This is a genomic window from Bradyrhizobium canariense (assembly GCF_900105125.1).
GTDB lineage: Bacteria > Pseudomonadota > Alphaproteobacteria > Rhizobiales > Xanthobacteraceae > Bradyrhizobium > Bradyrhizobium canariense_A.
This window is the reverse complement of the sequence record NZ_LT629750.1, coordinates 4477693-4490240: the sequence shown is the minus strand read 5'-3', so window position 1 is coordinate 4490240 and position 12548 is coordinate 4477693. Positions and strand designations below refer to the sequence as shown.

Below are 12548 nucleotides of genomic sequence, written 5' to 3'. Positions count from 1 at the left end.
ATCAGGTGCAGCAACCATGACCACGAAACCCAGCGTCGCTACGGCGTATCTCGCGTTGCTTGCGGAACGCGGCGTGCCATACCTGTTTGGCAATCCCGGCACGGATTTCGCTCCGATTGTGGAGGCATATGCCGAAGCAGCAAAATCCGGCGCCGCTGTGCCGCAACCGCTGCTCGCCACGCACGAAAACCTGGCGGTATCGATGGCGCATGGCTACGCGATGGTGTCGCGCCGGATCCCGGCGGTCATGGTCCATGTCAGCGTCGGGACCGCGAACATGGTATGCGCCGCCATGAACGTCGCACGGGAGAACGTGGGCATGCTGCTGACCGCCGGGCGATCGCCCATCACGGAGTTTGGTCAGCATGGATCGCGCGACGGCTACATTCACTGGGCGCAGGAAATGTATGACCAGGCGGGAATGCTGCGCGAGATCGTGAAGTGGGAATACGAGTTGCGCAATGCGAGCCAGCTCGAAACCGTCGTTGATCGAGCGCTTGCGATTGCCGCCAGCGAGCCGCGTGGGCCGGTCTATCTCTCGCTGCCTCGGGAGGTGTTGGCAGAGTCCGCCGCACCGTTGCAGTCGCGGCAGCCGCGTCTTCGCGCCGCGGCTCCCGCCGCGCCGGACCCCGAAGCGGTCGCCAATGCCGCCGATCTGCTCGCAGGGGCCAAGCGGCCGCTGATCATCAGCGCCAACGCCGGGCGTGATGCTGCAACGTTTGCGGCGCTTGCCGCATTCGCTCAGCGCTTCGCCATCCCGGTGACACAGCACAAGCCGCGCTATCTCGCGCTCCCGTCGTCCCATCCGATGAATCTCGGCTACGATCCGCACCGCCATGTGGCGGAGGCGGACGTCATCCTGGTACTGGAAAGCGATGTGCCATGGCTGCCGATGCAGGCGCGGCCGCGGCCGGATTGTCGGGTGATACAGTGCGGTTTCGACCCGCTGCATACTCACATCCCGATCCGGGGCTTTCCCAGCGACATCGGGATCGCGGGCGGATGCCCCGCCATCCTTGCCGCGCTTGCGGGAGCGCTCGATGCGAGAGGGGACGGCGGATCGATCGACGCGAGGCGCAACTGGATATCCGGCGAGCACGCAAAGCTTTCCGAAGAGCGGCGGGCCCAGCTTGAGCGGAGCGCACGTGAAGTGCCGATGCATGCCGCCTGGGTCAGCCACTGCCTGGGCGCAGCCAAGCGACCGGATGCGATCGTCGTCAACGAATACACCCTGCAGCTCGACCATTGCGGCTTCGAGTTTCCCGACAGCTACTTCGGCTCGAGCTCCGCGTCGGGGCTCGGTTGGGGACCGGGCGCGGCGCTCGGAGCGAAGCTTGCGGCTCAAGAACGGCAGGTGATATCCGTCAGCGGCGACGGCGCGTATCTTTTCAGCAATCCCGTCGCGGTCCATCACGCCGCGGCGCTGCATGGATTGCCGATCCTGTTTGTGATCATGAACAACAGCATGTGGAACGCTGTACGACGCTCCACTTTGCAGATGTATCCGCAAGGACTCGCAGCGCGCGGCAATGAGGCTCCGTTCACCCGCCTGGACGATTTGCCGGCATTCGAACGCATCTGCGAGGCGGCCGGGGGCTATGGTGAGCGGGTGGAAGATCCGGCGGAGCTGCCGGCCGCGATTGATCGCGCCCTCGAGATCGTGCGGAACGAGCGCCGCCAGGCGCTTTTGAACGTCATCTGCGGCAGTTGAGGACGATCATGGCAAGCGATCCATACGAAACGATTTCCCCCTAGTCCTCATCGAGCGGCAGAATACGAACGCGATTGGGAGAAGACAGGATGGACCAGATTCATCTACCACCGGAACTCTATGATGATCTCCAATCGTTCCGCCTCAAGGCATGGAGTGGTCGATTGCGCAGACTCATTGGCTTGCTGTGGGCTGGCAGGAAGCGCCAGAACAAGGGCTCCGGGCCAAACGATCCGGCATAGGTTATCTGACGACAATGCCGATCAACGGCGAAAGGGCCGGCCGGCGCGCCCGCCGCCGAGCATTAGGGGCAAGCTAAGCATTGCCACCTGAAAACATAATTTTCCCGACCTGACAGCTCTAATAAGCTGACCATCGGACCTTTCTGGAGGTCTCGGAGGAGGAAGAAGGGTCCGGAAATGTCAATCGAGAAAGTGCATACAGTCGTTGTCGGCGCTGGCCAAGCCGGGGTGGCCATGAGCGAGCATCTGACCGCATGCGGCGTGCCTCATGTCGTGTTGGAGCGGCACCGCATCGCGGAACGCTGGCGCTCCGAGAGATGGGACTCGCTGGCGGCCAATGGTCCGGCCTGGCATGATCGATTTCCCGGCATGGAATTTCCGAATGTCGATCCTGACGGGTTTCCGACCAAGGAGCAGGTTGAGGAATATTTTGTTGCCTATGCAAAAAGGATAGCGGCGCCTATTCGCTGCGGTGTTGAGGTAAAGAGCGTTCGGAAGCTCGAACACAGACTCGGTTTCCTGGTCGAAACCTCGCAAGGCCCGATCGAAGCCGACAGTGTCGTTGCCGCGACCGGCGCTTTCCAGCGTCCCCTCGTTCCGAATCTCATCCCCGGGGACGTGAGCCTTCTGCAAATTCATTCAACGGCCTATCGCAGGCCCGATCAATTGCCTAAGGGTGCGGCTCTGGTTATCGGCGCGGGCTCTTCGGGGGTGCAGATCGCCGAAGAGCTGCTGGCAGCGGGAAAGCGCGTCTATCTGTCGGTCGGCCCGCACGAACGTCCTCCCCGGGCCTATCGCGAGCGCGACTACTGCTGGTGGCTCGGCGTTCTCGGCAAGTGGGATGCCGAAACGCGGCCGGCTGGCACAAGTCATATCACCATTGCCGTGAGCGGCGCCGGAGGCGGGCATACGGTCGACTTTCGGGTTCTTGCCGCGCAGGGAGCGATACTGCTGGGCATGGCGCAATCATTCAACAATGGCACGTTGACCTTCGCGGCGGATCTGTCGGACAACATTGCGCACGGAGATGCCAACTATCTCGCGCTGCTGGACGAGGCAGACGCTTATGTAGTCCGCAATGGCCTTGACCTTCCAGCAGAGCCGGAGGCCAGAAAACTCAAACCTGATCCGGCGTGCATGACCAGTCCGATCTTGGAGCTGAACCTGGCCGAGGCCGGAATCACGTCGATAATCTGGGCAACCGGTTTTACGTCGGACTATAGCTGGCTGAAAGTAGACGCCTTCGACGAGGAAGGTCGTCCGAGGCATCAACGGGGCGTGTCTTCCGAGCCCGGAATCTATTTCCTTGGCCTTCCATGGCAGTCGCGACGAGGGTCGGCCTTCATTTGGGGGGTCTGGCACGATGCCAAGCATCTCGCGGACCGCATTGCCACCCGGCGCAGATACATGGAGTATCATGCTCAGCGAACAAACGTTGAAATAACGGCGGCTGCGGAACAGGCGTCGCTTCGCGCCGACAAAGCGAGGGGCTGACATTTCGTCGATGAGTACGAGCAATGCTTGCGCCAATGACCACGCTTGAAATTCTCGACAAGCTCGTTGCCTTTCCGACGGTGAGCCGCGATTCGAACCGCGATCTCATCGAGTTCATCCGCTCTTTCCTGGCCGAGCGGAACATCGAAGCCGAGCTGATTTGCACAGCCGATGGCCGGAAGGCGAATCTTTTCGCCACGGTGGGCTCGAAGAACGTTCCCGGAGTGATGCTGTCCGGCCATACCGATGTCGTCCCCGTGGACGACCAGAACTGGTCCATCGATCCGTTTCGAATGCAGCTGTTGAGCGGACGTATCTATGGACGCGGGACGGCGGATATGAAGGGCTTTCTCGCGTGCGTTCTCTCTCTTGTGGGCCGGATGGCCGGCACGACGCTGAGCAAGCCTATCCATCTTGCTTTCAGCCATGATGAGGAGGTCGGTTGCATCGGTGTACGCTCCCTGATTGACGAGTTGGAAAAGCGCCCCGTCAAGCCGCGCTTTGTCATCGTCGGCGAGCCGACGCTGATGCGCCTTGCGACCGGGCACAAGGGCAAGATTGCTGCCCGGGCGACCTGTTGTGGCGTCGAAGGCCATTCCGCGCTTGCCCCAAAAGCCCTCAACGCCATTCATCTCGCTTGTGACTTCGTGGGATTCATTCGGCAGAGTCAGAAAGAGATCGTCGAAGCGGGCTCGTGGGACGAAAGCTACGACGTGCCCTATACCACCTTGCACGTGGGTCAAATTGAAGGTGGCACGGCTCTGAACATTGTCCCGGGCAAGTGCACGGTGGACTTCGAGATCCGCAACATCGGCCGAGACGATGGGACGGCAATCCTTGATCGTCTCGTGGAGGGAGCCACGCGGATCGCCATGAAGCGAAGGTCCGTTTTTCCTCAGGCCGACATTCGCGTCGATGTCATGAACGAATACCCCGGATTGACGACGCCATTGGATTCGGAAGTGGTGCGTTTTGCCAGGAGAATCGTCGACCATCCGAATCCTTTCAACGTCGCGTTTGGGACGGAAGCAGGATTATTCTCAAGCCGGCTTGGCGTACCGGCAGTCGTGTGCGGTCCTGGCTCGATGGATCAGGGACACAAGCCGGATGAGTTCGTCGCGCTGAGTCAGATCGAGGCCTGCGATCGCATGATGGATCGGTTGCTCGATGAGTGCCGCTGAATGCAATCGGACAGGCGCTTCATGAATGGACGGCCGGATTGAGATGCGATGAATGTAGGAACGCCAAAGCCGAGTGAAGGAGGTCAAGCCGCCATGGGTGGAGAAATGTCTCTCAGAACGTTCCTCGCGGAACTTGAGAAGAACAATCCGACCGAGTTCTTGCGGATAAGAGAGCCTGTTGCGTTGGACTATGAGATCAGCGCTCTCGCCATGGAAATGGATCGCCGCAAGCGATCACCCGTCCTTTTGTTTGATAATGTTCAGGGCAGCTCGTTTCCGGTTCTTGCGAACCTGTTTGCGTCGCGCAGGAATTTTGCTGCCGCACTTGGCATTGGAGAGGAGGTTTTGATCGAGGATCTGGCTCGGCGCAGCGATCAGGTGATCGAGCCCGTCTTGTCCAAGACCGGAGCCGTCCAGGAAGTCGTTCACAGGAACGATGCCGCCGACCTCGGTAAACTGCCCATCATGGTGCATTTCGCAGAGGATGCCGGCCGCTACATCACGAATGCGATCGTTATTGCCAAAGATCCGGATAGCGGAGTTCGCAATGCCAGTTTCCATCGCATGCAGGTCAAAGGCCCCCGGCGTCTGGGCACCAGCCTGCACAGTCGGCGACATCTTTGGAACTATGTCGAACGTAACGACGCGAAGGACCAGCCGACACCCATCTTGATCGTCATTGGAGCTCATCCCCTCTTCACCTTCGGCGGTCTCTGGAAGGGCCCCATCAATGTCGATGAATACGCGGTAATCGGGGGGCTGATGGGGAGGGGCCTGGACATGGTCCCGGCGCTGACGGTTCCGCTGGAAGCGCCCGCGCATGCAGAGATCGTCATCGAGGGGCATATCCTGCCCAAACTCCGAGAGCCCGAAGGACCGTTCGCGGAGTTTACAGGATATGCCTCGGAGCGATCTACCCAGCACGTCATCGAGGTGACGGCGATCACCCATCGGCGAGATGCGATTTATCATGACATCGTGCCCGGTATTTCAGAGGAGCACACGCTCCTGCTCGCGGTGCCGCAGGAGGCGCGCCTGCTCCGTACGCTTCGGCAGCACTACCAGAACGTGACGAAGGTCGCTTATCCCAAATCGGGCACCTGCCGCATGCACGCTTATATCGCGATGAAGAATCCCGCGCCTGGACAGGCGAAGAATGCGGCTGCTGTCGCGCTGGGTGACGATCTGAGCCTCAAGATGGTGGTCGTCGTCGATGACGACGTGGAGGTTCTCGATGACAGCGACGTGCTGTGGGCCATGTGCACGAGAATGCAGGCGGATGACGATATCAGCGTGATCCGGAATGCGATGGGCGCGATTCTGGATCCCTCCAATCGCGGCGGCTTGACTGCAAAGATGATCGTGGATGCGACCAGACCTGCGGGACATTTCCCTCAGCGACATACATTCCCTGCGCAAGCGGTAGCTCGCGCGCGCGAGCTGATGACCCGCATCTAGAGACGGTTCCGGTTGCAAGGCGACCGGCCCGCGGACACCTATCTGGCGGCTTGGATGGCAACGGCAAGGCAGCGATTGATCGTCGGTATTACGGGAGCTTCTGGCGCGGCCTATGGCCTGGCGGCGCTCAATGCCTTGCGGAGCGAGAATGTCGAGACGCATCTCTTAATTTCGCGATCGGGGCAGATCACCGCCGCACACGAGCTCGGGCTGAAGTTTTCCGAACTCACAGCATTGGCGGACGTCGTCTACAAGATCGATGACATCGCGGCGGCGATTTCCAGTGGATCCTTCAAGACGCTCGGGATGCTTGTTGCGCCTTGCTCAATTCGATCACTTTCGGAGATTGCCAGCGGAGTGACCTCCAGCCTTCTCAGCCGAGCGGCAGACGTCGTCCTGAAGGAGCGGCGCAGGCTTGTTTTGATGGTGCGAGAAACGCCCCTTCACCTGGGGCATCTTCGAGCCATGGCGCAGGTTACGGAGATGGGGGCCATCGTCATGCCGCCAGTTCCGGCTTTCTATACTCGTCCGACGTGTATTGATGACATCGTCAATCACTCCGTCGGACGGGCGCTAGACCTGTTCGGCTTGAATTCGCAACTGGTCAGCAGGTGGGGCGAGGAAGCCGGCATCGAGCGATAGTGCGTGATCCGGAAAAGTGTGCAGCAGTTTTCCGAAAAGATCATGCTCAAACAAAAGAGAGTGAGATGACGATTCGAAGAAAAGTCATCACGCTCTAGTTGCGGACATCGGCGCGATTGATGCTCGATTAAGAGCACGAAAGCAACCTGAAGGAGGCAAGCAGCCGTAGCGAGATGGATAAAAAAGGGTCGTTTTGGACATTTTCCCTGGAGTTCTATGCGGATCCCTCGGTTGCCGGGATTTGCGTCGATTTGCAGGATCGGCATTCGTCCGACGTGAACATCCTCCTGTTCGTTCTCTGGTGCGCATCTCGACACAGAAGGTTGTCTCCGCACGAACTGGGACGTGTCGTTGCCTCCGTCTCCGGCTGGCAGAATGAGGTCGTAAGGCCGCTTCGGGGCGTACGCCGCAATTTGAAGCAATTTGCCCTCGATCTGGCACTTGAGTCGATCGTGGACCTTCGCGAGGCCGTAAAGAAGCAGGAGCTGGAGGCGGAACGCCTGCAGCAGTCGCTCATGGAGGCAAAGTTCGGGGAAATCGGCTCACCTGCGTCCGATCGAGCCGCCACGGCCAGTTCGAACGTCGAATTATATGCAACTCTCGTTGGTCAGGTCTTCCCGACCGCCTATGTCATCGCCCTTGTCGCGAGACTGCAGGCAATCCGGCCCAATTGATTCGACATCGGTGGCGTCAGCGTTCTTCGGCCGTCGTCGGGTTTGCGGCAAATGGCAATTCGCGACTTGCACGGCCACTTCGGTTTTTTCTATTTTTGGCAACGGAAAACCCTTGTTTACATCCCGGTAGCCCAGTGCGATGGCCGTTAGCCGGGTGTGTCTGTTTACTGAGGAAACTGGACAATGCGCAGTCTCGCGGGTGCTCTCGCCGCCGGTGCCATGTTGATCACGTCGTTTGGTCCTGGCCATGCGGAGCAAGACACGCTCCTGCAACAGGTCAAGAAGAACGGCGTGATCCGGGTGTGCCAGGCGTCGTACCCGCCTTACAACACCAAGAATCCTCAAACCGGGGAGTGGGAAGGGTTGAACGTCGATATCGTCAACGAGATCGCAGCTTTCCTCTCCGTCAAGATCGAGAACATCGACAGCTCGTTCTCGACGCTTATTCCCTCTCTATTGACGCGAAAGTGCGATATTTCCGCCGCGGCAACTTATGTCACTCCAGCTCGGGCCGAGCAGGTTCTTTTTTCAACATCATACGCTTCCGACACCAAGGTCGCTTTTGTCCCGGTCGATTCCCCGATCCACAACTATGAAGAGTTGGACAAGCCGAATGTAACGATCGTGACGCGCTCGGGCACTGCCGAGGAAGTCTTTGCGAAGCGCTTCTTCAAGCAGGCCAAGATCAAACTGACGACTTCCGATGCCACGCAGGCTCATATGCTCGATGTTGCCGCAGGGCGCTCCGACGCAGCGTTCGCCGGCCGTACCGGAGGCACGATGTTCCTGAAGCAGAACCCGAACCTGAAGCTGCGCCTGATCGAGGACAAGCAACTGGACCCGTCCCGGTTCGCTCTCATGGTGCCGGCTGGCGAATACCAGCTACAACAATACCTGAACGTCTGTCTGCAGGCGCTGAGCGATTCCGAGAAGCTTCAGGAGATCACGAGCCGTTGGCTCAACTGACCTGTCGGGAACCAGATGGAAACCACGCCAACAATCGAGGACCGCGATTCCTCGATTGTTGACGTCGTGCCGAAGATGGCACGCGTTGCGTTGCAACGGATGAGACAGTCGCTCGATCTCGGCTCTGTCATTTTGCTCGTTGCAATCGGAATAGCGGCCTGCAACTTCATCGACTGGTCGCAGATTAGCACGCTTGATTTCGGCGTGACAGTCAAGTTCTGGCGCCCCCTTGCCACGGCAGCGGGCATGACGGTTGCAATCACGGCGGCCGCGCTGGCGTGTGGACTCGTGATCGGTGTCTTGCTCGCGATCCTGCTCGAGCTGCCGATCGGCTTTTTTCGCTACGTCCTGATTACCTACATTGAGATATGGCGGAATACGCCGCTGATTGTACAATTGTTCTGGGTTCATTTCGGGGTTCCCGTGCTGACCGGAATCTCGACGACGGCCCTCGAAAGCGGCTTGTTGGCGCTGACCCTCCAGTCGAGCGCCTATCTGACAGACGTCGCGCGCGCGGGCATCCAGGCGGTGCCCAGAGGCCAGTGGGACGCGGCAATGGCACTGTCGCTGCCAGCGCGAACGAAGTGGCTCGAGGTCATTCTCCCGCAAGCGCTGAAGATCATGATCCCTCCGCTCGGCAACCTCGCGGTCAGCTTCCTGAACGGCAGTGCGCTGCTCGGCGTGCTCAACGTCGGGGAACTCATGACCGTCTCGGCTCGTATCAGCGATTACACCTCGAAGCCGATCGAGATCATGACCGTGGTCGCATCGCTCTATCTCGCGATCAATGTGGCCACGACCTACCTCACGAGCAGGCTCGAGCGTTTCGTCGGGGTGCCGCGATGAAGCTGTTCGAAATCTCGGAAGTGGTTCGAAGCCTGCCCGAGCTCTGGGTTGGGCTGAGGTTCACGTTGCTGCTCGTATTCACGTCGCTTGCGATGGGTACTGTCATCGGGCTGCTCGTATGTCTCGGGCGGCTCTTGGGCCGTGATCTGCTCGTTGGGCTTTGCGTAACTTACACCACGATTTTCCGCGGCATCCCGGAAGTGGTCTTGATGTTCTGGATCTACTATTGCGGCCCGCTTCTCGGGGGCGTCCGGGCGTCGTCTCTGTCGGCAGCCCTCGTCGCGATGTCCCTTTACGTCGGAGCCTTGCTGTCCGAAATCTTTCGCGGTGGCATACTTGCAGTGCCGCGAGGCCAGGCGGAGGCGGCGCGATCTCTTGGTGTCCCGGAATTCTGGGTCTGGACCAGCGTGATATTGCCGCAGGCATTTCGAATCGTGATTCCGGCGCTGATCGGCGCCGCCGCGCTGACGGTCAAGATTTCGGGGATCGCATCGACCATCGGCGTCACGGAGTTGGTCTTCCAGGCAAACATCGTCGCAGGGCAAAGCTACCGGTATTTCGAAATGTTCACGGCAGTCGGCGCGTTCTATTTTCTCATTCTTTTCCCGATGAGCATGGTTGCGAAGGGATATGAACGCAAGCTTACGATGAGGCGACGGTGATAAAAAGTGGTCAGAAGCTCGCGCCGATCGTAACCTGCACGAATGTCTGCAAGCGCTACGGTTCGTTTGTTGCGCTCAAGGACGTGAACCTCGAAGTATCCAAAGGGGAGGTCGTTTGCATCGTCGGACCGTCCGGCGGCGGCAAATCGACCTTTCTGCGCACGATCAATGGGCTGGAGTCGATCGATAGCGGCACAATCCGGTTCGATGGGATCACGCTCCCGGGGCCGGCGCGCAACGTTGCTCTCATCCGGCGTGAAGCAGGGATGGTGTTCCAGAGTTTCAATCTGTTCCCGCACATGACGGTTCGCAAGAATCTGATCCTTGCTCCGGTGCGCGCACGCGGGCTCAGCCATGCCGAGGCAAACGAGCGTACCGAACGGTTGCTCAAACGGGTCGGTATCGCGAGTCAGATTGACAAGTACCCTGACCAGCTTTCCGGCGGGCAGCAGCAGCGTGTGGCGATCGCACGTGCGCTGGCCATGGAACCGAAGGTCATGCTCTTCGACGAGCCGACCTCTGCGCTTGATCCGGAAATGGTGAAGGAGGTGCTCGAGGTGGTCCGGGAACTGGCCGGCAGTGGAATGACGATGATAATCGTCACTCACGAAATGGGCTTCGCCAGGGAGATCTCTTCCCGTGTCGTTTTCATGATCGAAGGATCGATCGCGGTCGAGGCGCCGCCCGAACAGTTTTTCAACGCGCCCTCGGAGCCGAGGCTCGAGAACTTTCTCTCCAAGGTTCTATAGCTCGAAAAAGTCCGATCGAGCCGGCGGAGATTTATCCCGCGCCACGGAAGGCCGGACTGCCGTTATAGTCCAGAAGGGACAACAAATGCGGTTGCATATGTTGTTTCCGTCAATAACGCCCCTCGACGTGTTTGGAGTCGACGGCGGAAGTCGGACGCCGGTCCTGGACGAACTCGATGATGGCAAACATCACGATCACGACGATGAGGACTACGACTGAGGCCGCGGCGATGACCGGGCTGACTTGAAGAAGAATCCCCTCCCACATCTGCTTGGGCAAGGTCGTCTTGACCCCACCGCCGATGAAGAGCGCAACCGTCAATTCCTCGAAGGACTGCAGGAATCCAGTCACGAAGCCTACTGCCAGCCCGCTCGCAACCAGGGGAAGTGTGACACGCCATAACTTGCGCAGACGCCCCGCGCCGAGCGTCGAGGCGGCGGCATCCAGCCTCCAGTCATAGCCCTTGAAGGTGGCCAGCATCACCATGAATACGACCGGCATTGCGATGACGGTGTGGCCGATGATGATGCCGAGGTCGCTCGCCACCAGCGATATCCTGGCGAATAGGTAGAACAGGGCGATCGCAATCACGATCGATGGAACCATCATCGGGGAGAGGCAGAGCAGGAAAGCCACACCGCCGAGACGGCTGCGTGTCCGCGCGACGCCAAACGCTGCCATCGCCGCGATCAGCAATGTAATCGCAGCGGTTGCGAAGCCGATGCCGAAGGAGCGGATCATGGCGCCGAGCCACAGCGGCGAAGCGGCAAACTGCTCGAACCAGCGCAGGCTCAAGCTTGGCGGCGGAAAAGACAGAAAGGACGAACCGGTGAATGCCATCGGAACGAAGGCGATGATCGGAACCAGCAGGATTGCGATCAGCGTCCAGACATAGACCGCGAGCAGTGCACTGCCGTGGAGACCGCGAACATTGCGTGTCCAGGTCGCCTCGAGCAGCCCGCAGATCAGCCCGCCGAGACCAATGATAGCGAGGCCCGCGCGGCGCACCGCGCCACCCGGACGCGTTGGCCGGTCCCCGTCGTTCGCGACCGACGAAAGGCCGAAGATTCTGTCGTAGGCGAAACACATGGCGATCGTGGAGATCAGCAGAATTGCGGCCAGCGCACTGCCGAGCTGCCAGTTCTGCAACTCATTGATCTGCAGGATGATCAACTGGCCGATCATCGTGTCCTTTGCGCCACCCACCAACGCCGGCGTTATGAAGAAGCCGAGCGAGGTGACCAGGACGAGGAGACCCGCCGCAGCGACGCCGCGCATCGAGAGCGGGAAAAACACCTGCCAGAACGCCCGCGCGCTGTTGGCGCCCAGCGTCGATGCCGCCATCGTCAAACGCCGGTCGATCTGGTTCATGACTGGCAGCATTGTCACGACCGCGAGCGGCAGCAAGGTATGAACCATCGCGAACACCACGGTCGTGCGGCTGAACAGTAGCTGGTCGCCGCCTTTCATGCCGATCGCGGCCATGATCTTGGCCATGATCCCGTTGCGTCCGAGCAGGACCAGCCAGGAAAAGTTCTTGATCAGCGCGCTGGTCCAGAACGGCAACAGCACGAACAGCGCGGCGATGCGCTGCTGCCGCGGCGGCTTGCGCGAGAGCCAATAAGCAAGGGGATAGCCGAGCCCAACGCACAGCATCGTGGTCCAGATCGCGACCGCGAAGGTCGTCGACAGTACGGCCAGGTAGGGTCCGCCGTTCCAGATCCTGACGAAGGCCGAGACGGTGAGCGCGCCGGTGGTTCTGTCGAAGAAGCCCACGGACAGCATCTGCGCCGTCGGCAGGATCAGAAATACCGTCAGGAATCCGAGGCCGGGCAGCGCCAGCCACAACGGATCGAGCTTGATCTTGCGACGCCCTGGCCGCTCGGCAGGTCCGAAAGAAGCGATCTGAGCCATCGCGCCTG

Annotated in this window: 11 protein-coding genes; 10 read left to right on the top strand and 1 reads right to left on the bottom strand. The window is 60.0% G+C overall.

The features are described 5' to 3' along the window. Window positions 1–16 precede the first annotated feature (16 nt). From BLV09_RS21385 to BLV09_RS21340, 10 genes are all read left to right on the top strand, one after another. On the top strand, window positions 17–1711 hold the full coding sequence (locus BLV09_RS21385; protein ID WP_167558833.1) for a thiamine pyrophosphate-requiring protein: 1695 nt from the start codon (window positions 17–19) through the stop codon (window positions 1709–1711). Window positions 1712–2130: 419 nt separating this feature from the next. Then, window positions 2131–3447, top strand: coding sequence for a flavin-containing monooxygenase (locus tag BLV09_RS21380; RefSeq protein WP_146688790.1), 1317 nt, complete (start codon window positions 2131–2133; stop codon window positions 3445–3447). A 35-nt stretch (window positions 3448–3482) separates the two neighbouring features. Continuing rightward, entirely contained in the window at window positions 3483–4628 is a 1146-nt protein-coding gene (gene argE, locus BLV09_RS21375; protein ID WP_146688789.1) for an acetylornithine deacetylase, read from the top strand. Between the two features lie 48 nt (window positions 4629–4676). After that, window positions 4677–6086: a UbiD family decarboxylase gene (locus tag BLV09_RS21370; RefSeq protein ID WP_146688788.1), complete on the top strand. Its 1410-nt coding sequence runs from the start codon at window positions 4677–4679 to the stop codon at window positions 6084–6086. Between the two features lie 54 nt (window positions 6087–6140). Continuing rightward, window positions 6141–6728, top strand: coding sequence for a UbiX family flavin prenyltransferase (locus tag BLV09_RS21365; RefSeq protein WP_146688787.1), 588 nt, complete (start codon window positions 6141–6143; stop codon window positions 6726–6728). A 173-nt stretch (window positions 6729–6901) separates the two neighbouring features. Continuing rightward, entirely contained in the window at window positions 6902–7402 is a 501-nt protein-coding gene (locus BLV09_RS21360) for a TIGR02444 family protein (protein ID WP_146688786.1), read from the top strand. Window positions 7403–7585: 183 nt separating this feature from the next. Further along, window positions 7586–8368 (top strand): substrate-binding periplasmic protein, encoded by a 783-nt coding sequence (locus tag BLV09_RS21355; protein WP_146688785.1) that lies wholly within the window; start codon window positions 7586–7588, stop codon window positions 8366–8368. Between the two features lie 15 nt (window positions 8369–8383). Beyond that, window positions 8384–9214 carry an amino acid ABC transporter permease gene (locus tag BLV09_RS21350; protein WP_146688784.1) on the top strand — a complete coding sequence of 277 codons (831 nt, stop codon included), beginning with the start codon at window positions 8384–8386 and terminating at the stop codon, window positions 9212–9214. Continuing rightward, on the top strand, window positions 9211–9876 hold the full coding sequence (locus BLV09_RS21345) for an amino acid ABC transporter permease (RefSeq protein ID WP_146688783.1): 666 nt from the start codon (window positions 9211–9213) through the stop codon (window positions 9874–9876). The genes BLV09_RS21350 and BLV09_RS21345 overlap by 4 nt, the downstream gene beginning before the upstream one ends. Next, on the top strand, window positions 9873–10625 hold the full coding sequence (locus BLV09_RS21340; protein WP_283806781.1) for an amino acid ABC transporter ATP-binding protein: 753 nt from the start codon (window positions 9873–9875) through the stop codon (window positions 10623–10625). The genes BLV09_RS21345 and BLV09_RS21340 overlap by 4 nt, the downstream gene beginning before the upstream one ends. 109 nt (window positions 10626–10734) lie before the next feature. On the opposite strand, the gene BLV09_RS21335 is transcribed toward BLV09_RS21340, so the two are convergent. Then, complete coding sequence (locus tag BLV09_RS21335; protein ID WP_146688782.1) at window positions 10735–12540, bottom strand: ABC transporter permease subunit; 1806 nt, start codon at window positions 12538–12540, stop codon at window positions 10735–10737. Between the last annotated feature and the right edge of the window lie 8 nt (window positions 12541–12548).

Coding starts and splice junctions, on each gene's coding strand:
- BLV09_RS21380 (WP_146688790.1), top strand. CDS start 2,131: ATGTCAATCGAGAAAGTGCATACAGTCGTTGTCGGCGCTGGCCAAGCC.
- BLV09_RS21385 (WP_167558833.1), top strand. CDS start 17: ATGACCACGAAACCCAGCGTCGCTACGGCGTATCTCGCGTTGCTTGCG.
- argE (WP_146688789.1), top strand. CDS start 3,483: ATGACCACGCTTGAAATTCTCGACAAGCTCGTTGCCTTTCCGACGGTG.
- BLV09_RS21360 (WP_146688786.1), top strand. CDS start 6,902: ATGGATAAAAAAGGGTCGTTTTGGACATTTTCCCTGGAGTTCTATGCG.
- BLV09_RS21365 (WP_146688787.1), top strand. CDS start 6,141: ATGGCAACGGCAAGGCAGCGATTGATCGTCGGTATTACGGGAGCTTCT.
- BLV09_RS21355 (WP_146688785.1), top strand. CDS start 7,586: ATGCGCAGTCTCGCGGGTGCTCTCGCCGCCGGTGCCATGTTGATCACG.
- BLV09_RS21335 (WP_146688782.1), bottom strand. CDS start 12,540: ATGGCTCAGATCGCTTCTTTCGGACCTGCCGAGCGGCCAGGGCGTCGC.
- BLV09_RS21370 (WP_146688788.1), top strand. CDS start 4,677: ATGAATGTAGGAACGCCAAAGCCGAGTGAAGGAGGTCAAGCCGCCATG.
- BLV09_RS21350 (WP_146688784.1), top strand. CDS start 8,384: ATGGAAACCACGCCAACAATCGAGGACCGCGATTCCTCGATTGTTGAC.
- BLV09_RS21345 (WP_146688783.1), top strand. CDS start 9,211: ATGAAGCTGTTCGAAATCTCGGAAGTGGTTCGAAGCCTGCCCGAGCTC.